The following is a 24,719-nucleotide window of genomic DNA, read 5'->3' as shown; positions in this document are numbered from 1 at the left end:
GAGGGGGGCTGGGGGCACTCTCGCGCAGGCGACGCCGCCCATCGGCCCGGAGGCCATCGCAGAGCGGCGGCATGGGAGCGCAACGACGGATAGCTTGAGCGTCGAGCTCCTGCGCCCACCACCGCTTGTCCTCCGTTCCTTCACCGGCGCCGTCGTCCCTGGCGCCGCACGATCGAGCCCGACCCCTGGCCAAGGGCAGCCCCAAACCGGCCAAGGATCTCTGCAGCGACTGCGGGCTCTGCGACAGCCGCTGGGTGGCCTACGTGCGCCGGGCCTGCGCCTTCCTCGAGCAGCGCTTCGAGGCCATGGAGGAGCAGGCCCACGGCCGCAGCCGCCGCCTCGACGACGAGGACGAGCTCTACTTCGGCGTGCACCAGCGCATGGTCACCGCCCGCCTGCGCCAGCCGATCGAGGGGGCCCAGTGGACCGGCATCGTCAGCCGCATCGGCGTGCGGGCCCTGGAAACGGGGCTGGTGGATGCGGTGCTGTGCGTGCAGCAGAGCCCGGACGACCGCTTCACGCCCGTGCCGGTGCTGGCCCGCACCCCCCAGGAGGTGCTGGCGGCGCGGGTGAACAAGCCCACCCTCTCCCCCAACCTCGAAGTGCTCGAGCAGCTGCCAGGCAGCGGCATCGAACGGCTGCTGGCCATCGGCGTGGGCTGTCAGATCCAGGCCCTGCGGGCCGTCCAGGCCACCCTGCCCCTGCAGAAGCTCTACGTGCTCGGCCTGCCCTGCGTCGACAACGTCAGCCGGGACGGGCTGCAGACCTTCCTGGAGAGCGCCAGCCGCTCCCCCGACACGGTGGTGCACTACGAGTTCATGCAGGACTTCCGCATCCACTTCCGCCACAGCGACGGACAGGAGGAAACCGTTCCCTTCTTCGGCCTCGACACGCCCGCCCTCAAGGACGTGTTCGCCCCCAGCTGCCTGAGCTGCTTCGACTACACCAATGCCGGCGCCGATCTGGTGGTGGGCTACATGGGCGCCAGCTTCGGCCGCCAGTGGGTCACCGTCCGCAACCCCCTCGGCCAGGAACTGCTGGATCTGGTGGAACCGGAGCTCGATCTGGCGCCGGTGACCAGCTCCGGCGACCGCCGCCAGGCGGTGCAGCAGGGCATCGACGCCTACGAAAAGGCCCTCAAGCTGCCCATGTGGCTCGCCGAACTGGTGGGGGTGTTCGTGCAGCGCTTCGGGCCGAAGGGGCTCGAGTACGGCCGCTTCTCGATCGATTCCCACTTCACCCGCAACGCCCTCTGGCTGCAGCGCCACCACCCGGAGAAGGTGGACGCCCACATCCCGGCCTTCGCCCGCCGGATCGTGGCCCGCTACCGCCTGCCGACACCGTGAGCGGCGACCCCCGGGCCTGCGGCGTGCTGCTCCACCCCACGGCCCTGCCGGGCACCCCGGCCTGCGGCAGCTTCGGGGCCGCCGCCCGCGACTGGATCGACCTGCTGGCCGCCGAGGGGGTGGGGGTGTGGCAGCTGCTGCCCCTGGCCCCCACCGACGGCACCGGCTCCCCCTACAGCTCCCCCAGCGGTTCGGCCCTCAACCCCTGGCTGATCGATGCCGACGACCTGGTGGTCGACGGCCTGATCACCGCCGCCGACCGGGACGCCCTGCCCACCGGACCCGAGGATCACCTCGATCCAGGGGCAGCCGGCGCGCGGGCGGCCGCCATCGCCACGGCCCTGGGCCGGCGCTGGGCGGAGCAGCCGCCGGAGCGACGGGCGGCCTTCGATCGCTGGGAGGAGCGCCAGCGTTTCTGGCTGGTCGACCACTGCCGCTTCATGGTGATCCGCCGCCTCCAGGACGGCCGGCCCTGGTGGGAGTGGCCCGAACCCCTGGCCCGGCGCCAGCCCGCCGCCCTTCGGGCCCTGGTCGACGCCCGGAGCCAGGCCCTGCAGGAGGAGGCCCTGCTGCAGTGGCAGCTCCAGGTCCAGTGGGGCCGGCTGCAGGAGCGGGCCCACCGCCAGGGGGTGCGCCTGGTGGGGGATCTGCCCTTCTATGTGGCCCACGACAGCGCCGATGTCTGGAGCCAGCGGCGCCTGTTCTCCCTGCGCGCCGGCGGCGGCCTGGTGGAGCAGAGCGGGGTGCCGCCGGACTACTTCTCCGCCACCGGCCAGCTCTGGGGCACCCCGGTCTACCGCTGGTGGGTGCACCGGCTCACGGGATTCCGCTGGTGGCTGCGGCGCTTGCAGCGGCAGCTGGAGCTGATGGATCTGCTGCGGCTCGACCACTTCCGGGCCCTGGAGGCCTACTGGAGCGTCCCCGGCGCCGATGCCACCGCCGAACATGGCACCTGGCGTCCCTCCCCCGGCGCCGCCCTGCTGGGCGGCCTGCGGTCCCGCTGCCGCCGCCAGGGACGGCTGCTTCCCGACGGCCGGCTGCCGCTGATCGCCGAAGACCTGGGCGTCATCACCCCGGCGGTGGAGGCCCTGCGGGATCGTTTCGCCCTGCCGGGGATGAAGATCCTCCAGTTCGCCTTCGACGGCAACGACGACAACCCCTACCTGCCGGCCAACTACAGCGGCAGCCGCTGGGTGGTGTACACCGGCACCCACGACAACGCCACCAGCCTCGGCTGGTGGCGGGATCTCGACGACGGCGCCCGGGGCCGGGTGGCGGCGGTGGTGGGGGCTGAGGTGCGGGCGCCGAGCTGGCAGCTGCTGGAGGTGGCGCTGGCCTCGCCGGCCGATCTGGCGGTGGTGCCGCTGCAGGACCTGCTGGAACTGGGCGATGAGGCCCGCTTCAACACCCCCGGCACCATCGAGGGCAACTGGAGCTGGCGGCTGTCGCGCCCCGTCCCCGCCCTGGCGGGGCCCCTCCAGGGCTTCGGCGCCATGGCGGCCCGCTACGGGCGGGGGCGCGGGGCGGCGGCCGGAGCCGGAGCCGGGGGCGGGTAGAGGAACTGGGCCTGGCCCTGGGGCGTGGCCGCCACACCGCCGGGTTCGGCGGCCCCGGCCGGAGCCAGCGGCTGGCCGTTCCAGCGCACGGACCCGGCCGGCGGCGCCGGCTCGAGCCGCAGGCTGAAGGGGGGCAGCACCGGCAGGCTGAGGCTGCCCTGCACCGCCGGCAGCTGGGTTTCGACGCCCCGGTCGCTGCGCAGGGACAGCCGGGTGGGCCTGGCCAGCTCCAGGCGCAGCAGGCCGAGGGCGAGATCGGGGCGGTTCTGCCTGGTCTCGCGGCGCAGCCGCTGCAGCCCCTGGCCGGCGGCGGCCTTGCCCAGGGGGCGCAGGTCGGGATAGGCCCCCAGGATGGCCCGGTCCGCATCCTCCAGATCGGCCCGGTCGCTTTGCTCGGCGCTCAGGGGCGGGATCGGCCGCAGCACATGCAGCCCCTGGGCGGCCAGCCGGCGCTGTTGCAGGTTGAGCCCATAGATCAGACCGCCGCAGAGCACCGCGTAGAGCACGGTGCCCTGCCAGGTGGTGAAGACATCGATCGAACCCGGGGTGAAGCGCAGCAGCACCGTGTCCCGCCGCCGGCCGTGGTGGCGGTCCTGCTCCGGTGGCAGCACGCCGTCCAGGCTCCCGCCGGGCAGCTCCAGGTGCTGCTCCAGCAGCGGCAGCATCGTGCGCAGATAGGCCGCCTCCGGCAGCCGGTCCCGCCAGCCCCGCTCCAGGGCCTCCAGCACGGCGGTGCTGATGCGGGTGTCGAGGGCAAGCTGGCGCAGGCCGAGGCCGCGGCTCTCGCGGGCCTCCCGCAGCTGCTGGCCGGCGACCAGGAGGGGATCCTGGGGCCGCTCCTCGACGACCGGACGCGACGGGCGCTGGCCCGGCAGGCGCTCGCGCAGGCGCTGGAGCAGGGGCTTGGCCGGAGTGGGCAAGGAAGGGGGGCTCAGGGAGCGACGGCCAGGGGGCCCCATTCTCCCGGTTCGACCCTGCGCCAGGCCCCTTCCTCCAGATCCCCCAGCGACACCGGGCCGATGGCGATCCGGCTGAGGTCGAGCACGGGGTGGCCGAGGATCTCGGCGGTGCGCCGGATCTGGCGGTTGCGGCCCTCCCGCAGCACCAGCTCCAGCAGGGTGGCGCCGCGGTGGTGGCGCAGCCGCCGCAGCTCCACCGGCAGGCTGGGCAGGCCGTCGAGGGGCACGCCGGCCCGCCAGCGCTCCAGGGTGGCGGTGCGGGGCAGCCCCTCCACCCAGACCCGGTAGGTCTTGCGATGGCCGTAGCGGGGATGGGTGAGGCGCAGGGTGAGGGCGCCGTCGTTGCTGAGCAGCAGGGCGCCGCGGCTGTCGGCGTCGAGCCGGCCCACCGGGTGCAGGCCAAGGCGCAGTTCCGGCGGCAGCAGCTCCAGCACGGTGGGGCGGCCGTGGGGGTCATGGCAGGTGCTGAGCACCCCGACCGGCTTGTGCAGCAGCAGGGTCAGGGTGGTGCTGGGCAGCTCCAGAGGCTGGCCGTCGACGCTGATCCGGTCGCAGGCGGGGTCGGCCCGGTCGCCGAGCCGGGCCCGCTCGCCGTTGACCCGCACCCGGCCGTCGCGCAGCCAGGCCTCGGCCTGTCGGCGGGAGCAGAGCCCAGCGGCCGCCACGAGTTTCTGAAGCCGTTCGGCGCCCATGGCTCCATTGTGGGCACCGCTCCAGGTCGGAGCGAGTCCGTGAAGTGATGGTAGATTTACGAAACCAAATGGTTTCGTAACAAGGGACGATGCCTTCGATCACCGTCACGGCTGCTTCCACGGTTACGGCTGCCTCAGCGTCCCTGCTGGTCCCCACCGGCGATTCGCTGCGTTCCTACCTGCGGGACATCGGCCGCGTGCCGCTGCTCAGCCATGAGCAGGAGATCACCCTGGGCCGCCAGGTCCAGGAGCTGATGACCCTTGAGGAGCTGCGCGAGGAACTCACCCTGCGCTCCGGTGGGGAAGAGCCCAGCCCCGAGCTGCTCGCCGCCGAGGCGGGCCTCACCCCGGCGATGCTGCGCAAGCGCCTGCACGCCGGCCGCCGCGCCAAGGAGCGCATGGTGGCCGCCAACCTGCGCCTGGTGGTGAGCGTCGCCAAGAAGTACACCAAGCGGAACATGGAGCTCCTGGACCTGATCCAGGAGGGCACCATCGGCCTGGTGCGGGGCGTCGAGAAGTTCGATCCCACCCGCGGCTACAAGTTCTCCACCTACGCCTACTGGTGGATCCGCCAGGGCATCACCCGGGCGATCGCCGAGAAGAGCCGCACCATCCGGCTGCCGATCCACATCACCGAAACCCTCAACAAGCTCAAGAAGGGCCAGCGGGAGCTCAGCCAGGAGCTCGGCCGCACCCCCACCCTGAGCGAACTGGCGGTGGCGGTGGAACTGCCCGAGGAGGAGGTGAAGGATCTGCTCTGCCGCGCCCGCCAGCCGGTGAGCCTGGAGACGAAGGTGGGGGACGGCGAGGACACCGAACTGCTGGATCTGCTGGCCGGCGACGACCTGCTGCCCGCCGATCTGGTGGACGGCGAATGCCTCAAGGGGGACCTGCGGGCGCTGCTGGAGCAGCTGCCGGAACTGCAGGGGCGGGTGCTGAAGATGCGCTACGGCATCGACGGCGAGGAGCCGATGAGCCTCACCGGCATCGCCCGCACCCTGGGCATGAGCCGCGACAAGACCCGCAACCTGGAGCGGCGCGCCCTCGAAGGCATCCGCCACCACTCCCGCTCCCTGGAGGCCTACCTGGTGGCCTGAGCCCCCGGGGGCCCAGCCGCCGGCAAGGCCAGGGCCACGGCCATGAAAAAGCCCCCGTTTCCGGGGGCTGCCGACCGTTTAGGTACAGCTCAGTAGCGGGCGCGGCCGCCGCCGGCGCCACCGCCGCCACCACCACCGGTGCGGGGCTGGGCCTTGTTGACCCGGATCATCCGCCCCATCCACTCGACGTCCTGGAGGTCGTCGATGGCCTTGGTTTCATCGGCCTCGTTGGCCATTTCCACGAAGGCGAAGCCGCGCTTGCGGCCGGTTTCCCGGTCGAGGGGCAGGCTGCAGTTACGCAGCGCTCCATACTGCGCAAACAAATGGTTGAGATCATCCACCTCCGCATCGAAGGAGAGATTTCCAACGTAAATCGTCATGAACAGAGAAACAATTATGAACGGATTCGTCGAAAGCCCTTACTGGACGTTGTCACTCGCCGAAGAGAAATCTTTGAATCACCAGAAGCGTACAGCCTGGGTGGGCTGGCAGGCTGGGAACCTTTGCAGGGCGGACCGATGAAGGAGCAGGCAACGGCCATCGCCCTGGTGGCGCTCTGGGTGCTGGGCTGGGGTGTGGGCGGCTCGCTGATCGATGCCGGCCTGATCGGCGCCGGCGTCTACGACCTGGATGGGGGCCAGCAGGGAACCCTGATCACCTTCCTGCTCTGGAGCCTGCTGTGGGGTGGCGCCGGCCTGAGGCTGTGGCGCCGCAGGGTGGGCGGCGGAGCCAATGCCGGTCGCGAGGACGACGGGAGCAAAGGAACGGGAACTCCCTGAAACCGCCGAAAGTCCGGCTTACTTGCGGATGCCGAGCAGCTGGGCGCCGTAGTGCTCGCTGAACTCAGCCTGGTGCTGCCAGGCCGTGAGGAGGGTCTTGGCGACCTTGCGGAGTTCCTCGATGTCGTTGCAGCTGTCGATGGCGCGGGAGTGAACCGCGATCGAGAACTGGCGGTTGAGGGAAAGGGAGGCCTGCATGTCCTGCTTGCGTTGTATCAGAACGTTACAAGCAGTTGCCGGTTGGCGGGTGGATGCTGACCGAACGGCTATCCGCACCGGGCTCAGAAGAACTGGTCGAAGTTGTCGAAGTCCACGGCGCTGAAGGTGCCGTCCTGCACCTGGGCCATCAGGCGCTCCAGCTGCACCCACAGGGCACCGCCGGTGAGCAGCGACAGCACGAAGGCCACCAGCAGGGCGGCACCGGCGGCGAAACCGAACACCTGCAGGCTGGCGCCGATGAACAGGGTGACGCCGATCACCAGGCCCGCGTAGGGGAGGGTCGTCTCCAGGTTGGCGATCGGCAGCAGGGCCAGCCGGTCCTGCTTCCAGCCCTCCAGCCGGTTCTGGACCATCCGGGCGAAGGTGAGGCCGCACAGGACCGCCATGGCCAGGCCGATGCCGGCCAGCATGTAGGGCGGGTAGGTGAGCGGGGCGTACTCCAGCAGGATCTCCAGGGCGTCCAGATCGCCGTAGTCGCCGCTGGCCTGGTCCAGCCCCGCCTGCCGGAGGGTCACGGGAGCAGCGTCGAGGGCGGCCAGCAGCAGGGACACGGCGGAGATGGGGACGGGCGATCGCGCCCGACCCTAGGCGCCGGAGCCGCACCTTCAGCGGACGCCGTCGACGGAACCCCTCAGCCGAAACGGCTGCGGAAGCGATGGACCAGGGCGTTCAGGGCCAGCAGCAGCACTCCCACGCCGACGAACACCAGACCCCGCAGCCCCAGGTCGGCCTGGGCCATGTCGATGGCCAGCAGCCGCAGCAGGCAGGCCCCCAGGCCCACCAGGGCCACCTGGCGGAACTGGGGCTCCCGCAGCACCACCCCCAGCAGGTAGACGGCCAGGGCCTCCGCCGTCCACAACAGGGTCAGCAGGGCCCGGTCGTAGCCGCTGGCCAGCACCACCGCCACGGCGATGAACAGGGGATGGCCGAGCCACAGGTTGCGGCGGCGCGCCACCCGCCCGCCGACCCAGGCCAGGGGCGGCCATCCGCCTGGCTCGGGCAGCCGTTCGAGGTCGAGCCAGCGACGGCAGGCCAGGACGAAGGCCGTCTGCAGGGCGATCGCCACCAGCCCGGCGGTCTGGGCCGCGCCGGTGGCAGGGGGAAAGGACGGCAGGCCGACGCTGAGGCTGACCAGCAGGGTCCCCACCGCCAGCCAGTAGACGATCACCCCGTAGACCTGCAGGCGAATGGCGAAGCACCGCACCAGCGCCGGGCAGACCAGGAGCAGGGCCAGCAGGGTCCAGGCGACGGCTCGCCACGGGGCGCTGATCTCCCCCTGCAGCAGCACCACCACCCCCAGCAGGGATCCCTCGAGGAAGCAGGGCTGCACCGCCTTCCAGCTGGGCAGCCGCGCCAGGTCAGGTCCGGCCCGGAAGAACCAGCCGTGGAGGCCGACGGCGATTGCCAGCAGCTCGATCAGCAGGCGGCCCCGCACCTGCAGAACCCCGAGCGTCACCAGCTCCTGGCTGGGTCCGATCACCACCAGGAACGCCGCGGCGAAGGCCGCCAGGTACGCCAGGGAAAGCCCGAGCGCCACCCGCACGGCGCCCCCCCGCAGCCAGCGGCTGCCGGCCAGGGCCCCGGCGGACAGCAGCAGCCAGGCCGCCCCCGGCAGCAGCGGCGAGATCGGCTCGAGCAGCCACAGCACACCCAGGCCCGCATCGACGCCCAGCAGCGCCAGCCCGAGGCCCTGGCGGCGGCCGCCGCCAGCGGCGACCGTCAGCAGCAGGGCCAGCACCGCCAGGGGCAGCAGGCGGGCCAGCAGGGGCAGCGGCGGCCAGGGGGCCTGGATCAGCAGGGTCAGCCAGCCGGCGCCATGGGCCAGGGCGATCGCCGCCGTCATGGCGCTCAGCAGGCCGGGGGGGCGCCAGCGACCCGCCGCCACCAGAAAGGCGCCCATCACCACCAGGCTCAGGGGCGACCGCCAGTCCTCCGGCACCACCAGGGCGGTCCCGACCGCCACCAGGCTGCCCGCCAGCCAACCCGGCAGGGGCGGCAGCGGCAGGGGCACGGCGCGGCGCTGGAGCAACACCTGCATCCCCACCGTCAGGCCCGCCCCGACCGTCAGCACCGCCCCGGTCTGCAGCTGATGCACCGGGTCGCCGCGCAGCAGCGCGGCCCCCAGGCCGCTCAGGGCCAGCACCAGAGCGGCGGCGGCGCTGAGCCACCAGCCGACGCGGACCAGGGGCCCGGAGCCCTCCCGCACGGCGATGGCCAGGAACAGCAGCGACTCCAGCAGCACCACCCCGGCCAGCAATGGCCCATCGGCGATCAGCGGGGCCAGGCTCAGCAGGGCCGCCAGCACCAGGGTCTGGCCCACCAGGCCGTCGCCCAGGGCCAGCCAGCGCGGTCCCCGTTGCCGGGCGCCGCGGCCCAGCAGCAGCGCCACCCCGGCGGCCGCCGCCAGGGCCCCGGCGCGAACGACCGCCGCGGGTGGATAGAGCAGCAGGGCCAGGCCGAGGCCGGCCCACGGGCTGATCAGCAGGGCCACCGACACGGCCTGAGGCCGGGCCGGCGCGGCCCCCGGGCGGTGCAGCCGCAGCAGCCCCGGGCCGAACACCAGCGCCGCCGCCAGGACAGCACCAGCGGCCAGGGCGGGGGAGGCCGCCAGGGCGGGGCCGTTGCGCAGGAACCAGACCACCTGGAAGGCGCCGAACAGCCAGCTGACCACGAGCCGGTGCCGCGGCCAGCGGTGCCGCAGGGGCAGCTCCGAGCCCACCAGGGCGATGGCGCTGGCGATGGCCAGGGCGGGGCCGCCCTGGGGGCCGATGGCCAGGGGCACCAGGCTCACGGCCACGTGCAGCGAGGCGATCGCGGCGGTGCGGGCGATGGCGGCCAGGGCCAGGTTGGCGGCCACGCCCGCGGCCAGCAGGGCCAGGGCCGGAATCGGGTCATCGATCCACTGGAGCCCGAGCTGGGGCAGGCCGCCGGCGGCGGCGCAGGCGAACAGGACCAGGGCGCCGCCACCGCTGCGCATGGCGTCGGTGAGGTCGCGCCAGCGCGGGCGCCGGCCCCACAGCACAGACGGCAGCGCCAGGGCCCCGCCCGCCAGCAGGGTGAGCAGGAAGCGCTCGCGGGGCCCCAGCTGCAGGCCCGCGTTGATCGTCAGGAAGGTGACCCCGGCCACCACCACAAGCACGCCGAGCAGGCCGCTCCAGTTCTCCACCAGCAGCCGCTCGATCCGCTTCCAGGGGCCGCTTTTCGTCGCGCGGGGCCGCGGAGCTGCCGGAGGCGCCGGTGGGCGGAGCGCGGGGGTGGCCACCGCCGCCGCCACCGGCTCGGGTTGGGACGTGGCTTCGGTTTCGGCTTCGGCTTCGGCCTCGGGGGTCGGTGGAGGGAGCTCCTCAGCGGCGGCGAGCCGGGCCGGTTCGGGCGTGGTGTCGCCATCGAGCCGCTGCTGGAGCACCTCGCTCCACAGCGACAGGGCGAAGAAGCGCTGGCTCAGGGAGGCGGCCTGCTGCTCAAGGCGACGGATCCGCCGCTCCAGGGCCCGGACCTGCAGGATCCAGCCCCCCGTCAGCAGGGCCAAGAGGATCAGCAGCAGGGCCTCGTTCAAGGGGCCGGCGGACGTGGGGGGACGACCCAGCTTCGCCTGGCCCGGCGCTCAGCGCACCGTGGGGCCTCAGGCGGCGAGCGGATTCAGGCGGGACAGCAGGCCGGTGGCCAGCTTGCGGGCCGAGAAGGTACGCCGCACCAGTCCCAGCAGGGCCTGGAGATCATCGGTGTGCAGCCGGTCGTGGCTCACCAGGCTCAGCAGCAGCCGCTGGCGCAGGCTGGTGCCCTCCTTGCCCAGCAGCAGGCGCAGGCCGTCGCGGGCCACCGGCAGCAGATCGGTGGAGGCTGAACCGTTCTCGACCACGGCCAGCAGGTTCTCCAGCCGCTCCACCCGCAGGCGGCCGTCACGATCGAAGATCACCTCCAGCAGCTTCTCGCGCATCTCGGCGGTGTCACCGGCCAGCAGACGCTTCGCCACGTAGGGGTAGGCCACCCGGATGATGCGGAAGTCGGGGTCGAGCCGCATCGCCAGGCCTTCCTGGCTCACCACCGCCCGGATGATCAGGGCGAAGCGGGCCGGCACCCGGAAGGGATAGTCGTACATCAGCTCCGAGAAACGATCGGTGATCGCCTTGAAGTTGAAGCTGCCCACGTTCTCCCCCAGGGCCCCACCGAGCACCTCCTCGAGGGCCGGCACAATCGGCCCCAGGGGGGTGCTGGGGTTGAGGAAGCCCAGGGCGACGAAATCCCTGGCCAGGGCGTCGAAATCCCGGTTGATCAGATGCACCACCGCCCCGGTGAGGGTGAGCCGGTCGGCATCGCTGAGGGAATCCATCATGCCGAAGTCGACATAGGCCACATGGCCCAGGCCGTTGGTCTTGCCCGGCAGGGCGAACAGGTTGCCCGGGTGGGGATCGGCGTGGAAGTAGCCGAACTCCAGCAGTTGCTGCAGGCCGGCGATCACGCCGGTGCGGATCAGGGCCGCCGGATCCAGGTGGTGGGCCTCCAGCTCGCGGCGGCTCTGCAGCTTGGTGCCGTTGATCCAGCTGGTGGTCAGCACCCGGCGGCTGCTGAGGGGCCGCACCACCGCCGGAACGGTCACCTCGGGATGGTCCTGGAACAGGCTGGCGAAGCGTTCGGCGTTGTCGGCCTCGCGCCGGTAGTCGATCTCCTCGAAGAGGGTGGAGCCGAATTCGTCGATGATCGCCCCGAGCCCGAAGCCCAGATTCAGGGGCAGGAAGGGGGCCGCCAGCACCGCCAGGGAGCGGATGATGACCAGGTCGCGGCGCAGGATGAAGGGCAGGTCGGGCCGCTGGACCTTCACCGCCACCCAGTGGCCCTCCGCCAGGCGGGCCCGGTACACCTGCCCCAGGCTGGCGGCCGCCATGGGGTAGTCGGGGAACTCCTCGAACAGCTGGTGGGCGGGGGCCCCGAGCTCCTCCTCGATCAGCGCCAGGGCGACCGGGTGGGGGAAGGGGGGCAGGTCGTCCTGGAGGCGGGCCAGTTCCTCCAGCCAGTCGCGCCGCACCAGGTCGGGGCGGGTGGAGAGGGCCTGGCCCACCTTGATGAAGCAGGGACCCAGGTCGTTGAGGGTTTCGAGGATGGCGCGGGCCAACCGCTGCTGCACCCGGGCGTCGGTGCTGCTGGATTGCACGGCCAGCCGCAGGCCCAGCCCCGCCAGGCGCCACAGCACCACGATCAGCCGGCTGACCAGAACCCAGGGTCGCCGCAGCAGCCAGCGCAGGTCGGCGTTGGGGTCGTAGCGGGGGGTGGGGGAAACGTCCTCGGCCAGGGTCCTGCCCCATCGATGGCCAGACTCTAGGAACTGCGTTCCCCGGTCCATGGGCCCCTTCTGGCGGCCAGCGCCGCTGGCCCTGCACCTGCCGGCCCACGGCCGCGGCCGGGCCCTGGCCCCCGACCTGCGGCGCCTGCTGCGCCAGCCTCCCGGACGCTGGGATCTGCCCGAACTGCCCGGCTTCGGGGGGCCGCTGGAACCGGAAGGGACGGTGGCCGAGGCCCAGGGGCGCGCGGCGACCCTGCTGGGGGCCAATCGCTGCTGGTTCGGGGTGAATGGCGCCTCGGGGCTGCTGCAGGCGGCCCTGCTTGCCCTCGGCCCGCCGGGCTCCCGGGTGCTGCTGCCCCGCAACCTGCACCGCAGCCTGCTGCACGGCTGCGTGCTGGGGGGCCTCGAACCGCTGCTGTTCGATCTCGCCAGCGATCCGCTCACGGGCCTGTGGCAACCGCCGGAGCCCGAGCGGCTGGAGCGGGTGCTGGCGGCGGCGGCCGCCCTCCCCGGCGGGCCCGTGGCGGCCCTGGTGCTGGTGGATCCCACCTACCAGGGACTGGCGGCCGATCTGCCGGCCCTGGTGGCCCTGGGCCACCGGGCGGGCTTGCCGGTGCTGGTGGACCAGGCCCACGGCGGCGGCGGGGCCCTGGCCGCCGGCGCCGATCTGGTGGTGCTCTCCGTCCAGAAGAGCGGCACCGGCCTGGCCCAGAGCGCCGCCCTGCTGGCGCAGGGCGCACGGGTGGGTCCCGCCGCCATCGAGCGGGCCCTGCTGTGGCTCCAGACCTCCAGCCCCAGCGCCCTGCTGCTGGCCTCGACGGCTGCGGCCCTGGAGCACGGCGCCAGCTGTGCCGGCCGCCGCCAGCGCCAGCGGGCCGAGGCCCGGGCAGGCCGGCTGCGCCGGCGGCTGGAGGGCCTGGGCCTGCCGCTGGTGGCCAATCGCGATCCCCTGCGCCTGGTGGTGGCCACCGCCCCGCTGGGGATCAACGGCCTGGAGGCCGACACCTGGCTGCTGGAGCGGGGGGTGATCGCCGAGCTGCCGGAACCCGGCGCCCTCACCTTCTGCCTGGGGCTGAACCCGCCCCGGGGGGTGGAGCGGCGCCTGCCGCGCCAGCTGGAGGATCTGCGCCGGGCCCTCGGCGGGCCACCCCTGCCCCCCTTCACCCCGCCCCCCCTGCCGCTGCTGGCGTCGCCGGAGCTGGCGATCGGCGTGGCCTGGCGGAGCCCCGCCGTAGCCATCCCCCTGGAGGAGGCTGCCGGCCGGCTGGCGGCGGCACCGCTCTGCCCCTATCCGCCGGGGATCCCGCTGCTCGTGCCGGGGGAGCGGATCGATCCGGCCCGCGCCGCCTGGCTGCTGGAGCAACGGCGTCTCTGGCCCGGTCAGATCGCTGATACGGTGAGCGTCGTGGCCGGTTCGTGAGCCCGTTGCCGAACCCCTTCCACTGGGATTTCGTCACCCCCGGACTGCCGGACAGCGCCTTCGAGGACGCCCCGGGCTTCAGCCCCACGCCGCTGGAGCTGCGGGTGATGCTGCTGGCCCACCTGCGGCCCCGGGCCGATTCCCTCGTCTGGGACGTGGGCGGCGGCACCGGCGCCCTGGCCCTGGAGATCGCCCGGCTGATGCCCGGTGGCGCGGTGCACACCCTGGAGCGGGATCCGGAGGCGATCGAGCTGCTGGAGCGCAACCGGCAGCGTTTCGACATCCACAACCTGCACATCCACGCCGGCGAGGCACCGGAGGACCTGGCCCTGCTGCCCCCCCACCCGGACCGGGTGCTGCTGGAGGTGGGGCGGCCCCTGGAGGACGTGCTGCGGGCCGTCTGGGAGGCGCTGCAGCCCTCCGGACGGCTGGTGATCAGCACCGTCAACCTGGAGGGCCTGGTGAAGGCCACGGACACCCTCGCCCAGCTGGGCGCCCACGATGTCCAGGTGGTGCAGGCCACCGTGCACCGCATGCAGCGCCGCGGCAGCCAGGCCAAGCTGGCGGCCGCCGAACCGCTGTTCGTGATCGCCGCCGAGCGCTGAGTCCAAGCCCTTGCTTCCCGCCCCCCGCACCGCCACCTCCCTCCCGCGCCTGCTGAGCGGCTGGCTGGCCGGCGGCTTCGGGCTGGTGGTGGTGGGCCTGGGGGGCTGGTGGTTCACCGTGGCCGTGGGGGTGATCGTGCACCTGGGCCTGCTGGAGTTCTTCCGCATGGCCCAGTTCAAGGGCATCCGGCCGGCCGTGAAGACCACCCTGGTGGCGGTGCAGTTGCTGCTGGTCTCGACGCAGGTGGCCGCCGGCAGCCTCTGGGGGGGGAGCGGCATGGCGGGCGACGTGGCGGCGGCGGTGCTGCCCGCCTCCGGGGCGGTGATCTGCGGCTGGCTGCTGCTGCAGCCCGTCACCGGCACCATCGCCGACATCGCCGCGTCGGTGTTCGGCCTGTTCTATCTGGGCTTCCTGCCCAGCCACTGGATCAAGCTGCGCGATCTCACCGATCCCGCCCTGGCCCCCGCCCTCGACGGCCTGGGCTGGCCCTGGAGCCCGGGCATGGCCCTCACCCTGCTGGCCTGCCTGATGATCGTGGCCACCGACATCGGCTCCTACGTGATCGGCCGGCGCCTGGGGCGTCACGCCCTTTCGCCGATCTCCCCCGGCAAGACGGTGGAGGGGGCCCTGGGCGGGGTGGTCTGCGCCCTGCTGGTGGGGGGCCTGGGCGGGGTGCTGCTGGGCTGGCGCTGGGGCTGGCTGATCGGCGCGGTGCTGGGGGCGGTGGTCTCCCTGTTCGCCCTGGTGGGTGACCTGACCGAATCGATGATGAAGCGGGATGCGGGCCTGAAGGATTCCGGCGATGCGATCCCCGGCCACGGCGGCATCCTCGACCGGATCGACAGCTACCTGTTCGTGCCGGCGGTGGTCTATTCCCTGGTGACCCTGGTGCTGCCCCTGCTGCAGCGGGGCTGAAGTTTTCCCACGGAACCCCACGGGCGCCGGACCCCCTCAGGTTCCGGACTCAGGGGGAGACCCGGGCCTCCCCCTCCAGATGCAGCAGGCCGGCGCCGAGCTCGGCCCGCTCGATGCGGATGTTGGGGTCCATCGGCAGCCGGGCCTGGGGCGTCCCCTCGGCGCAGCGCAGTTCCACGGTGCCGCCGTCGGCCCGCACCACCACCTCCCGCTCCACCGGATCCCGGTCGCCGCTGGCGAAGGCCCGCAGCAGCAGCCGGTCCTCCCGGATACGCAGCCCCGCCAGGGGCGTGAGGCCCAGCAGATCGTCGGCCAGGCCGTCGCCGAGGCCGCGCCAGGCCGGGGTGCTGAGGGAACGGCTCAGCCCATCGCCGCTGAAGCTCACCTGCCCCTGGATGCGGAAGGGCGACTCCAGCTTCACCGCCTGGTTGCGCACCAGGGAACCCATGCGCACCTGGATGCCGTCGCAGCGCAGCTCCACCTCCTCGATCTCCATCGCCTGGTAGACCACCCGCCGGGCCCGCAGCCGCACGCCGTCGAGCCGCCCCCGCAGCAGCCGCAGCCCGGAGCCCTCCAGGCGGATCTCCAGCCGTTCGATGGCGTCGCACTGCTGGCGCAGCCACAGCTCCAGCCCCCGGGCCAGCAGGCCCATCACCGGGCCCTCGGTGGGTCTCTCGCCGTCCGGGGTCTCGCTCATCCGCCACCAGGGGACAGGGCTCCCCAGATTCTCACTCCATCCGGGGCCCTTCCGTCCGGGCCTGGCGGGCGGCACGGAAGGCCTCGGCGGCCGTGATCGCGGCCAGCAGCAGCAGCCCGCCCAGGCCGATCAGCTGGTCGGTGGGATCGGCGGCCGTGGGGTCCGCCCCGGGGCCGCCGCCGCCCAGAACCGCCCCGAGCAGGAACCAACCCGTGGCCAGGGCCGTGGTGATCCAGTAGGCGCGCCAGCGGCGCTGGTAGATGTAGCCGCTGCCCAGGCCGGGCACGACGTTGAGCAGGGCCCCCAGCCAGGGCGCGGACGCCGCCAGGATGGTTCGATCGTCAGGCGTCATCGGGGTCGCTCCATGGCTGGATCCGGCACCGAGTCTGGCCAGCCACCGGGGCGGCCGGCGCCCTCGCTGGCAGTGATCGGCGCCGGGGTGGCCGGCTGCGCCCTGGCCGCGGGGCTGCGGCGCGGGGGCTGGGCAGGATCGATCGTCCTCTGGGAGGCGGGCCGGGGCCCCGGCGGCCGGGCCGCCACCCGCCGCTCCCGCCACGACCCCGGCTGGCACATCGACCACGGGGCACCGCTGTTCAACCTGAGCGAGGGGCCCGAACCGGAGCTGGTGGAGCCGCTGCTGGCGGGGGGCTGGATCGAGCCCTGGCGGGAGCCGGCGGCGCTGCTCGACGCTGAGGGGGCCCTGGGGCCAGCCGATGGGGATCCCCTGTTGAGCGGCCGCCTGTATCGGGGCCGCCGGGGTATGGACGACCTTGGCCGCGGGCTGCTGGCCCTGGCGGAGGCCCCGGCGGTGGTGCCGGCGGTGGTGCCGGCGGCGCCCGGGAGCCTGTCCTGCCGCTACGGCACCCTGATCCACCACCTGGAGGTCCGGCCCGGCGGGGGCTGGCGCCTGGCCGACGCCACCGGGGCGGTGCAGGGGGAGGCCGACTGGCTGGTGCTCAGCGGCACCCTGCTGGCCCATCCCCGCGCCCGGGAGCGGTTCGGCTGGCCGCAGGTGCCGCTGCAGAGCGCGGCGCAGGGCCTCGGCGATGCGGAGCTCGAGGCGGCCTTGGCGGCCATCGCCAGCATGGAGATGGAAGCGCGCACCAACCTGATGCTGACGATCGAGCCGACCGCCGCCGCCCGCTGGCTGGTGATGCCCTTCCGGCTGCTGGGCCTGAACGGCCCCGCCCAGCGACGCTGGGGGCTGCGGCGGCTGTCGATCCAGCCCCTGGCCGATGGCCGCTGCGCCGTCGTGGCCCATGGGGTTCTGGCGGAGCCCGATGACGCCGCCGCGATCACCGCCTTGGAGCGGGCCGTCACCGGGGCCCTGGCCCCCTGGCTGGGCGATGGGGCCGGCGCTGCCGAGACGCTGGTGGGGGTGGAGCGGCGTCAGCTGATGCGCTGGGGGGCCGCCTTCCCCAAGGGCCCCGGGCTCCCGTCCGCCGCCACGGTCTGTCGGCGCAGCCGGGTGGCCTTCTGCGGCGACTTCATCGCGGGGCCGGGCTTCGGCCGCATTGAGGGGGCCCTGCGCAGCGCCCAGGCCCTGGCGGGCCGTCTGCTGGCCCTGGTGCTGCTGCTCGGCCTTGCCCTGGGCAATCCGGCAACGGCCACGGCGGCAGCCGCGACCACGACCATCCCCTACCGCTGCGACGGCGACCTGCTGCTGGCGACCGCTGACAACGGGGCCGTGGATGCCCCGGGCATCCCCAACACTGTCGCCGGCACGGTGCCCGGCGCCACCGTGCTGCTGGAGTGGCGCGGCCTGAGCCTGCAGCTGCCGCGCACCAACAACGCCGGTCCGCCCAGCTACACCGACGGGATCTGGTGGTGGAGCCTGGAGGATCCGGCCCAGCCCCGCTTCCTGCACCGCCGCGGCGCCATCGAGAGCTTCAGCTGCCAGGCAGTTCCTGCCGCAGGGCCGCCAGCCGACGGCCGTTGACGCCCAGGTCCGAATCCCCCAGCCGGGAGCTGGAACGGGCCTGCAGCACACCAGACGCCGGCGGGGCGTAGAGCTCGAGGTCGTCGACGAAGCCGAACAGCCGGCTGGTGGCGGTGGCGTGCAGATAGGCGCCGTCCCGCTCGAGGATCCTCAGCCCCTCGGTGGTCTCCAGGATCGGCACCAGCGCGCCCAGGGCCGCCTCAGGGTCGGCGAGCGGCCAGTCGACCCTGGCGCAGTGGGCCGGCGCCCCACAGGGGGAGAGGGAGCCGCCGTGCACGCCGAGGTCCTCCGGCACCGGCCCCTCCATGTGCAGGAGCGAGGCCTCGGCCCGGCCGGGAAGCGCCAGGGCGGGGACCCCGAGCAGCAGCACGAGCAGCAGGCCGGCGATCAGACGCGGCAGGGAAAGGCGAGGGGCAGAGGTCATGGGTGGGTGGGGATCGGGGCGCAGGGAACGCCCAGCCAGGCGGCGGCGACCTGCTCGGGCTGGTCGATGTGGGGCAGGTGGCCGCAGGCCGCCAGTTCGGTGATGCGGGGACCCAGCAGGGCCTGGGCGGCGCGCTTCTGGGGGGCCCGCAGGATCCGGTCGTCGGCCCCCCAGAGCACCGCCAGGGGCTGGGGGGGCAGGGGGTCGCCGCAGCCGGCGAAGCCGCCGCTGCGGGCGAAACGGCCCAGGGCAGCGGCCCAGCCCGGCGTCTGCAGGTGCAGCGAGGCGATCTCCAGCTCCGCCGGACCCACATCCCGCTCGGGGTCGGCGAAGGCGCTGCGGCAGAGGCCTTGCCGCACCGAGGGCAGGGCCAGGAAACGCACCCCCAGCCCGTCCAGCAGGGGCGGCAGGGGCATGGGCCGGCCCGTGAGACCGGCCGGGGCCAGCAGCAGCAGGCGCTCGAAGCGTCCGGGATGGCGCCGGGCCAGCTCCACCGCCACCGCACCCCCCATCGAGGCACCGATCAGGCCGAGGCGGCGGCCCCCCCAGGACTCACGCCGCTCCAGCTCCTCCAGCAGCGCTTCAAGGTGGGCCAGCACGGCCTGGGGGGTGTACTCCCGCTCCACGGGCCTGGGACAGAATCCGAACCCGTGCAGGTCCGGGATCAGCAGCCGGTGATGGGCCGCCAGAAGGGGGGCCAGGCGGCGGAACTCCAGGAACGAGCTGTCGAAGCCATGCAGGAGCAGCAGGGGCGGACCCTCCCCCAGCACGGCCACGGGCCAGTGCCCCGGGTGCTGCGGCAGCTCCCACCATTCCACCCGGGCGGCCAGGTCGCGGCCGAGGGGATCGAGCAACGACGCGGCGGCGGTCGCGACCAGCTCGCGGCCACTGGGGGGGCCGGCCGTCACGCCTGCTGCCGCTCGGCGGTGGCGCCCACCATGGCGGCAAGCAGATCCTCGGGGGCCACCGCGAAGGGCAGCCGGTGCAGGTCGGAGCCCTCCCGGCAGGCAAAGCGACAGACCTGGCGCAACTGCTCGAGGCTGGCGCCGGCCAGCCCCAGGTCCTCCAGATCAGTGGGCAGGCCCAGCCGGCGGAAGAAGGGCAGCAGCTGACGCCGGGCCTGGGCCGCCAGGCGATTACCCGCCAGCTGCTCCTCCAGCCACAGCTGCACCAGCACGCCGAAGCCCACCTTCTCGCCATGCAGGCAGCCGTGGGTGGCGGCGAGCTGGGTGAGTCCGTTGTGGACGGCGTGGGCGGCCACGGTGCGGCAGCGGGCCCCGCCGATGCCGCCGATCAGGCCGGCGGTGAGGGCGCAGCCCTCAGCCACCCGCACCCAGGCCTCGCCGGAGGGGTCGGCGAGGGCGGCTTCCCCCTCGAGCAGCAGCAGATCGCGCAGCAGGCGCGCCATCTGCACCGCCTGCTGGATCAGCCCATCGCCACTGCTGCCGCTGCTCACCGAGGCCTCGTACCACTTGGCCACCGCATCGGCGATTCCGCTGGCCAGGGTGCGCGGCGGGGCCTGTCGCACCAGGGCATGGTCGAAGACGAGCAGGGCCGGGCAGCGGTCGAGGGCGACATCCCCGAGGAAGGCGCCCTCGGGGGTGTAGAGGTTGGCCAGGGCCGTCCAGCCGGCGCAGGTGGCGGCGCTGGTGGGCACCGTGATGCAGGGGAGGCCGAGCCGGTGGGCCAGCAGCTTGCCCGCGTCCAGCACCTTGCCGCCACCGGCGGCGATGACCGCATCACAGCCGGCGGCCGCGGCGTTCCGGGCCAGGGGGCCGAGGTCGTCGTCGCAGCAGTCGCGCAGGTCCTGGCTGACCACGGGACAGGCCCCGCCTTGCTCCAGGTCGGCGGCCAGTTGCTGACGCAGCCCGTAGGTGGAGGCACTGCGGCCCAGCAGCAGAGGCCTCCGGCCCAGGTCAACGATGCGGGGCAGGGCCTCGCGCCAGGCTCCCTCCCCACGGAGGACCACCGCCGGGGCGATGGCCTGGGTCTGAAGAGGATCCGTCATGGCCGCCATCTCATCAAAGAAATGTAGAAGTCGGCCGATCCGGGTCGCGATCGATCAGGCGCTGGCGCTGGCCAGCTCCGGGAGGGATGGGGTGACCGACTGCTTGCGGATCACCACCTGCTTGTCGTCGTCGACATCCACCAGGCAGGCATCGCCTTCACCGATCCGGCCGGAGAGGAATTCCTCCGCCAGCGAATCCTCGAGCAGGCGCATCACGGCACGGCGCAGGGGACGGGCGCCGTAGCTGGGGTTGTAGCCCTCCTCGACGAGGCGCTCCTTGAAGGCCTCGGTGACGGACATGCCGATGCCCTTGTCCTGCATGCGGGCGAAGACCTCCCGCAGCATGATCTCGGCGATCAGCTTCACCTCGTCGCGGGTGAGCTGACGGAAGACGATGATCTCGTCGAGACGGTTGAGGAACTCGGGGCGGAAGTACTGCTTCAGCTCCTCGTTGACTAAGGAGCGGATGCGGTTGTACTGGGTCTCCTCCACGTCGCCGCCGCCGAACTCGAAGCCAAGGCCGCCGCCACCCTTCTCGATCACCTTCGAACCGATGTTCGAGGTCATGATGATCAGGGTGTTCTTGAAGTCGACCGTGCGTCCCTTGGAATCGGTGAGCCGGCCGTCCTCCAGCAGCTGCAGCAGCAGGTTGAAGACATCGGGGTGGGCCTTCTCGATCTCGTCGAACAGCACCACGGTGTAGGGACGCCGGCGCACGGCCTCGGTGAGCTGCCCGCCTTCGTTGAAGCCCACATAGCCCGGAGGCGAACCGATCAGCTTGCTGACGGTGTGGCGCTCCATGAACTCGCTCATGTCGAGCCGGATCATGGCGTCCTCGCTGCCGAAGAAGTAGGCGGCGAGAGCCTTGGTGAGCTCCGTCTTGCCGACGCCGGTGGGGCCGGAGAAGATGAAGCTGGCGATCGGGCGGTTGGGGTTCTTGAGGCCGACCCGCGCCCGCCGGATGGCCCGGGACACGGCCTTGACGGCCTCGTCCTGGCCGATGAGGCGCTGGTGGAGAGTCTCCTCCATGTTGAGCAGCTTCACCGACTCGCTCTCGGTCAGCTTCTGGACGGGCACGCCGGTCCAGGAGGCGACGATCTGGGCGATGTCCTCCTCGGTGACGAGGGGGGAGCGGCTTTCCTCACTGGCGTCATCGGCCACGGGGCCGCCCAGCAGGGCCGGGGTGTCGGTCTCGCCGGAGGCACTGGCTGGTTCGTCGTCGCGACGGGCCTGCAGGATCGTGCGGATCTGGTCGCGCAGTTCGACCTCCTTGTCGCGCAGTTCACCGGCCTTGGTGAAGTCCTGCTGGCGGACGGCATCCTCCTTCTCCTTCTGGACGCCGCGCAGCTGCTTGTCGACCTCCTTGGCCGCCGGCGGCAGCTTGGAGTTGAGCAGCCGCACCCGGCTGCCGGCCTCGTCGATCAGGTCGATGGCCTTGTCGGGCAGGAAGCGGTCGCTGATGTAGCGGTCGCCGAGGGTGGCGGCGGCGACGAGGGCCTCATCGCTGATCTTGAGGCGGTGGTGCTGCTCGTAGCGCTCCCGCAGCCCCTTGAGGATCTCAATCGTGTCGACGACGGAGGGCTCGCCCACCATCACCGGCTGGAAGCGGCGTTCCAGGGCGGCGTCGCGCTCGATGTGTTTGCGGTATTCATCGAGGGTGGTGGCGCCGATGCACTGCAGTTCACCCCGGGCCAGGGCCGGCTTGAGGATGTTGGCGGCGTCGATGGCGCCTTCGGCGGCACCGGCGCCGATCAGGGTGTGCACCTCGTCGATCACGAGGATCACGTTCCCGGCGGAGCGGATCTCCTCCATGATCTTCTTGAGCCGTTCCTCGAACTCACCCCGGTACTTGGTGCCGGCCACCAGCAGGCCGATGTCGAGGGTGAGGACGCGCTTGTCCTCGAGGATGTCGGGGATCTCACCCTGGGTGATCCGCTGGGCCAGGCCCTCGGCGATGGCGGTCTTGCCCACGCCCGGCTCACCGATCAGGACGGGGTTGTTCTTGGTGCGGCGGCCGAGGATCTGGATCACCCGGTCGATCTCGTTCTGTCGTCCCACGACGGGGTCGAGCTTGGACTCGGCCGCCAGCTGGGTGAGGTTGCTGCCGAATTCGTCGAGGGTGGGGGTCTTGGTGGAGCCCTTGCCCGAGCTGCCGGAGGCCACTTCGGCCGTCTCGCCCAGCATGCGGATCACCTGGGTGCGGACCTTGGCCAGGTCGACGCCGAGGTTCTCGAGCACCCGGGCGGCCACGCCCTCGCCCTCACGGATCAGCCCCAGGAGCAGGTGCTCGGTGCCGATGTAGTTGTGCCCGAGCTGGCGGGCCTCCTCCAGGGAGAGCTCCAGCACCCGCTTGGCCCGCGGGGTGAAGGGGATCTCAACGGCGACGAAGCCGGAGCCGCGGCCGATGATCTTCTCGACCTCGACCCGGGCGTCCTTGAGGTTGACCCCCATCGACTTGAGGACCTTGGCGGCGACACCGGTGCCCTCGCCGATCAGGCCCAGCAGGATCTGCTCGGTGCCGACGAAGTTGTGGCCGAGGCGGCGGGCCTCTTCCTGGGCCAGCATGATCACCTTGATGGCCTTCTCGGTAAACCGCTCGAACATGGGGCGGGACCAGATGCAAGTGGCACCAACCTATCAGGATTGAAGGGCCGTGTGGGAGGTGGGGAGCACACTCCTCAGAAACCCACGTGCCGCAGGCGCTCAGACGAATCAGAACACAAACGAAGGGCCAGGATTGACAAGAAATAGGTATAGGAATCTACGGTTATCCACACCCCTGTCACATTGTCAGGTTCCCAGGGTCAGGTTGACCCATTGGATCAGGGCGTCCTCCCCATTGCGGTAGTAACCATGACGGATGCCGGCGGTGCGGAACCCCAGGGCTTCGTACAGGGCGATCCCCGGGCCATTGCCGGCCGCCACCTCCAGGGTGGCGTGGCGGGCGCCGCGCTCGCGGCCGGCCGCCATCAACGCCTGCAGCACCCGACGCCCCAGCCCCCGGCGGCGCTGGTCCGGGGCCACCGCCACCAGGGTGATGTGCAGCTCGTCGACCACGAGCCAGCCACTGGCCATGGCCAGCAGGTCGGCCCCCCGGCGCAGCCCCAGGCCCGGCCGGCCCTCCTCCTCCAGCTCCCGGCGCCACTGCTCCAGGCTCCAGAGGCCGCCAAGGGCGGCCCGGTCGAGGGCCAGGCAGGCCGCGGCGTCCGCCGGGACCAGCGGAGACAGGGTCGGGTCGGGCAGCGGTGGCGGAGGTGGCGCCGGCACGGCCGTTGGACAAGAACATCCTTACGATCGGACATCCTGACCCCACCGACGAACAGGCCGCCATGGTGACCAGCGCCTCCCCGGCGACCGATCCGGTCGCTCCCCTTTCCGCGGCCCCGATCGCCTCCGGAGGTCCCTTCGAGCAGGGAGCCGATCCGCTCAGCCCCAACCGCAACCTGGCTCCGCTCACCGCCCGCCTCGATGCCCTGGGCCGCCTGGAGGTGGGGGGATGCCTGCTGAGCGACCTGGCGCGCACCTACGGCACGCCGCTCTACGTGCTCGATGAGGCCAGCCTGCGGGCCACCTGCCGGGCCTACCGGGAGGCCCTGGACGCCCACTACCCCGGCGAGGCCCTGGCCCTCTACGCCTCCAAGGCCAACAGTTCCCTGGCGATCACGGCCTTGGTGGCTGCCGAGGGCCTGGGCCTCGATGCGGTCTCGGCCGGGGAGCTGCTCACGGCGCTGCAGGGCGGCATGCCGGCCGAGCGGATCGTCTTCCACGGCAACAACAAATCCGCCGAGGAGCTGCAGCTCGCCGTCGACCGCGGCGTGACGGTGATCCTCGACAACTGGAACGACATCAGCCTGCTCGCCACCCTGGCGGCCGGGCGGCCCGCGCCGGTGCGGGTGCTGGTGCGGTTCACCCCGGGCATCGAGTGCCACACCCACGAGTACATCCGCACCGGCCACCTCGACAGCAAATTCGGCTTCGACCCCGACCAGCTGGAGGCCGTGCTGCGCCACCTGGCCGGCTGCCCCTGGGCGCGGGTGGATGGCCTGCATGCCCACATCGGCTCCCAGATCTTCGAGCTGGAACCCCACCGCGACCTGGCCGGGGTGATGGCCGAGGCCCTGGGCCTGGCCCGTTCCCTCGGCCACCCCTGCGGCGACCTCAACGTCGGCGGCGGCCTCGGCATCCGCTATGTGGGCTCCGATGATCCGCCGAGCATCCAGGAGTGGGTGCGGGTGGTGGCGACGGCGGTGGCCGAGGCCTGCGGCCAGCGCCAGCTGGCCCTGCCGCGGCTGCTGTGCGAACCCGGCCGCTCCCTGGTGGCGACGGCGGGGCTGACGCTCTACACCCTGGGCAGCCGCAAGGAGATCCCCGGCCTGCGCACCTACCTCTCGGTGGATGGCGGCATGAGCGACAACCCGCGGCCGATCACCTATCAGTCGCTGTACACCGCGGTGCTGGCCGACCGGCCGCTGGCGGAGGCCACCGAGGCGGTCACCGTGGCCGGCAAGCACTGCGAGTCCGGCGACGTGCTGCTCCACGACGTCCGTCTGCCGGCCACCGCCCCCGGGGACGTCCTCGCCGTGTTCGCCACCGGCGCCTACAACGCGTCGATGGGCTCCAACTACAACCGCATCCCCCGGCCGGCGGCGGTGCTCGTCCACGACGGCGTGGCCGAGGTGGTGCAGCGGCGCGAGCAGCCGGAAGACCTACTGCGCTACGACGTCCTGCCCCACCGGCTCCTGCCGGTATCCTGACCGCGTCAGGCGGCCACCCGTTGAACCGGC

At 72.7% G+C, this 24,719-nt stretch carries 23 protein-coding genes; 9 read left to right on the top strand and 14 right to left on the bottom strand.

What is annotated here, in order from left to right; all coding sequences use genetic code 11:
• Nucleotides 1-158 precede the first annotated feature (158 nt).
• Nucleotides 159-1,346 (top strand): Coenzyme F420 hydrogenase/dehydrogenase, beta subunit C-terminal domain, encoded by a 1,188-nt coding sequence (locus KBZ08_RS01985; protein WP_396122365.1) that lies wholly within the window; start codon nucleotides 159-161, stop codon nucleotides 1,344-1,346.
• Entirely contained in the window at nucleotides 1,343-2,902 is a 1,560-nt protein-coding gene (gene malQ, locus KBZ08_RS01980) for a 4-alpha-glucanotransferase (RefSeq protein ID WP_254970946.1), read from the top strand. Before KBZ08_RS01985 ends, malQ begins: the two co-directional genes overlap by 4 nt.
• Here malQ and KBZ08_RS01975 read toward each other — a convergent pair.
• Nucleotides 2,851-3,822 (bottom strand): RodZ family helix-turn-helix domain-containing protein, encoded by a 972-nt coding sequence (locus KBZ08_RS01975; RefSeq protein WP_254970945.1) that lies wholly within the window; start codon nucleotides 3,820-3,822, stop codon nucleotides 2,851-2,853. The two genes, malQ and KBZ08_RS01975, sit on opposite strands and share 52 nt — an antisense overlap.
• An 11-nt stretch (nucleotides 3,823-3,833) precedes the next feature.
• A complete protein-coding gene (locus KBZ08_RS01970) occupies nucleotides 3,834-4,553 on the bottom strand; it encodes a pseudouridine synthase (RefSeq protein WP_254970943.1) in 720 nt (239 codons plus the stop codon).
• Between the two features lie 89 nt (nucleotides 4,554-4,642).
• On the opposite strand from KBZ08_RS01970, the gene KBZ08_RS01965 reads away from it, so the two are divergent.
• Entirely contained in the window at nucleotides 4,643-5,650 is a 1,008-nt protein-coding gene (locus KBZ08_RS01965) for an RpoD/SigA family RNA polymerase sigma factor (RefSeq protein ID WP_254970941.1), read from the top strand.
• Nucleotides 5,651-5,739: 89 nt separating this feature from the next.
• Here KBZ08_RS01965 and KBZ08_RS01960 read toward each other — a convergent pair whose 3' ends face one another.
• The gene (locus tag KBZ08_RS01960) at nucleotides 5,740-6,030 is read right to left on the bottom strand and encodes an RNA-binding protein (RefSeq protein ID WP_015107889.1); all 291 of its coding nucleotides are present in this window, start codon (nucleotides 6,028-6,030) and stop codon (nucleotides 5,740-5,742) included.
• A gap of 138 nt (nucleotides 6,031-6,168) precedes the next feature.
• On the opposite strand from KBZ08_RS01960, the gene KBZ08_RS01955 reads away from it, so the two are divergent.
• Nucleotides 6,169-6,429 carry a hypothetical protein gene (locus tag KBZ08_RS01955; RefSeq protein WP_254970938.1) on the top strand — a complete coding sequence of 87 codons (261 nt, stop codon included), beginning with the start codon at nucleotides 6,169-6,171 and terminating at the stop codon, nucleotides 6,427-6,429.
• An 18-nt stretch (nucleotides 6,430-6,447) separates the two neighbouring features.
• Here KBZ08_RS01955 and KBZ08_RS01950 read toward each other — a convergent pair whose 3' ends face one another.
• The 4 genes from KBZ08_RS01950 to KBZ08_RS01935 form a co-directional block, all read right to left on the bottom strand.
• Complete coding sequence (locus tag KBZ08_RS01950) at nucleotides 6,448-6,627, bottom strand: hypothetical protein (protein WP_106221166.1); 180 nt, start codon at nucleotides 6,625-6,627, stop codon at nucleotides 6,448-6,450.
• 83 nt (nucleotides 6,628-6,710) lie between these two features.
• On the bottom strand, nucleotides 6,711-7,190 hold the full coding sequence (locus KBZ08_RS01945; protein ID WP_159819854.1) for a hypothetical protein: 480 nt from the start codon (nucleotides 7,188-7,190) through the stop codon (nucleotides 6,711-6,713).
• Nucleotides 7,191-7,279: 89 nt separating this feature from the next.
• A complete protein-coding gene (locus KBZ08_RS01940) occupies nucleotides 7,280-10,204 on the bottom strand; it encodes a hypothetical protein (protein ID WP_254970936.1) in 2,925 nt (974 codons plus the stop codon).
• 66 nt (nucleotides 10,205-10,270) lie between these two features.
• Nucleotides 10,271-11,986, bottom strand: a complete 1,716-nt coding sequence (locus KBZ08_RS01935; RefSeq protein ID WP_219904215.1) for an AarF/ABC1/UbiB kinase family protein — start codon at nucleotides 11,984-11,986, stop codon at nucleotides 10,271-10,273.
• Here KBZ08_RS01935 and KBZ08_RS01930 point away from each other — a divergent pair.
• The 3 genes from KBZ08_RS01930 to KBZ08_RS01920 are packed head-to-tail and all read left to right on the top strand — an operon-like array spanning nucleotide 11,985 to nucleotide 14,867.
• A complete protein-coding gene (locus KBZ08_RS01930; RefSeq protein WP_254970933.1) occupies nucleotides 11,985-13,346 on the top strand; it encodes an aminotransferase class I/II-fold pyridoxal phosphate-dependent enzyme in 1,362 nt (453 codons plus the stop codon). The genes KBZ08_RS01935 and KBZ08_RS01930 overlap by 2 nt on opposite strands.
• Before the next feature lie 5 nt (nucleotides 13,347-13,351).
• Nucleotides 13,352-13,951, top strand: a complete 600-nt coding sequence (gene cbiT / locus KBZ08_RS01925) for a precorrin-6Y C5,15-methyltransferase subunit CbiT (RefSeq protein ID WP_106221172.1) — start codon at nucleotides 13,352-13,354, stop codon at nucleotides 13,949-13,951.
• Nucleotides 13,952-13,961: 10 nt separating this feature from the next.
• Nucleotides 13,962-14,867 (top strand): phosphatidate cytidylyltransferase, encoded by a 906-nt coding sequence (locus KBZ08_RS01920; protein WP_106221175.1) that lies wholly within the window; start codon nucleotides 13,962-13,964, stop codon nucleotides 14,865-14,867.
• 49 nt (nucleotides 14,868-14,916) lie between these two features.
• Here the strand turns inward: KBZ08_RS01920 and KBZ08_RS01915 are convergent, their stop codons facing one another.
• Nucleotides 14,917-15,564 carry a DUF2993 domain-containing protein gene (locus KBZ08_RS01915; RefSeq protein ID WP_106221177.1) on the bottom strand — a complete coding sequence of 216 codons (648 nt, stop codon included), beginning with the start codon at nucleotides 15,562-15,564 and terminating at the stop codon, nucleotides 14,917-14,919.
• Nucleotides 15,565-15,595: 31 nt separating this feature from the next.
• Nucleotides 15,596-15,916 carry a hypothetical protein gene (locus KBZ08_RS01910; RefSeq protein ID WP_254970925.1) on the bottom strand — a complete coding sequence of 107 codons (321 nt, stop codon included), beginning with the start codon at nucleotides 15,914-15,916 and terminating at the stop codon, nucleotides 15,596-15,598.
• Between the two features lie 12 nt (nucleotides 15,917-15,928).
• On the opposite strand from KBZ08_RS01910, the gene KBZ08_RS16460 reads away from it, so the two are divergent.
• Nucleotides 15,929-17,503, top strand: a complete 1,575-nt coding sequence (locus tag KBZ08_RS16460) for an NAD(P)-binding protein (protein ID WP_315861235.1) — start codon at nucleotides 15,929-15,931, stop codon at nucleotides 17,501-17,503.
• Here KBZ08_RS16460 and KBZ08_RS01895 read toward each other — a convergent pair.
• From KBZ08_RS01895 to KBZ08_RS01875, 5 genes are all read right to left on the bottom strand, one after another.
• On the bottom strand, nucleotides 17,454-17,927 hold the full coding sequence (locus KBZ08_RS01895; protein WP_106221183.1) for a DUF1499 domain-containing protein: 474 nt from the start codon (nucleotides 17,925-17,927) through the stop codon (nucleotides 17,454-17,456). The genes KBZ08_RS16460 and KBZ08_RS01895 overlap by 50 nt on opposite strands.
• Nucleotides 17,924-18,835: an alpha/beta fold hydrolase gene (locus KBZ08_RS01890; RefSeq protein WP_106221185.1), complete on the bottom strand. Its 912-nt coding sequence runs from the start codon at nucleotides 18,833-18,835 to the stop codon at nucleotides 17,924-17,926. The genes KBZ08_RS01895 and KBZ08_RS01890 overlap by 4 nt, the downstream gene beginning before the upstream one ends.
• Nucleotides 18,832-19,935: an iron-containing alcohol dehydrogenase gene (locus KBZ08_RS01885; protein ID WP_254970924.1), complete on the bottom strand. Its 1,104-nt coding sequence runs from the start codon at nucleotides 19,933-19,935 to the stop codon at nucleotides 18,832-18,834. Before KBZ08_RS01885 ends, KBZ08_RS01890 begins: the two co-directional genes overlap by 4 nt.
• 54 nt (nucleotides 19,936-19,989) lie before the next feature.
• Nucleotides 19,990-22,539 (bottom strand): ATP-dependent Clp protease ATP-binding subunit, encoded by a 2,550-nt coding sequence (locus KBZ08_RS01880; RefSeq protein WP_254970923.1) that lies wholly within the window; start codon nucleotides 22,537-22,539, stop codon nucleotides 19,990-19,992.
• Between the two features lie 186 nt (nucleotides 22,540-22,725).
• A complete protein-coding gene (locus KBZ08_RS01875; RefSeq protein ID WP_254970922.1) occupies nucleotides 22,726-23,202 on the bottom strand; it encodes a GNAT family N-acetyltransferase in 477 nt (158 codons plus the stop codon).
• A 62-nt stretch (nucleotides 23,203-23,264) separates the two neighbouring features.
• Between KBZ08_RS01875 and lysA the strand changes: the two genes are divergently transcribed.
• Complete coding sequence (gene lysA, locus KBZ08_RS01870; RefSeq protein WP_254970921.1) at nucleotides 23,265-24,689, top strand: diaminopimelate decarboxylase; 1,425 nt, start codon at nucleotides 23,265-23,267, stop codon at nucleotides 24,687-24,689.
• Nucleotides 24,690-24,719 lie beyond the last annotated feature (30 nt).

This window comes from Cyanobium sp. Candia 9D4 (genome assembly GCF_024346155.1).
In the GTDB taxonomy this organism is placed as follows: Bacteria; Cyanobacteriota; Cyanobacteriia; order PCC-6307; family Cyanobiaceae; genus Cyanobium; species Cyanobium minutissimum.
The sequence above is the reverse complement of the archived record's forward strand: the minus strand, read 5'-3'. Positions and strand labels throughout refer to the sequence as shown.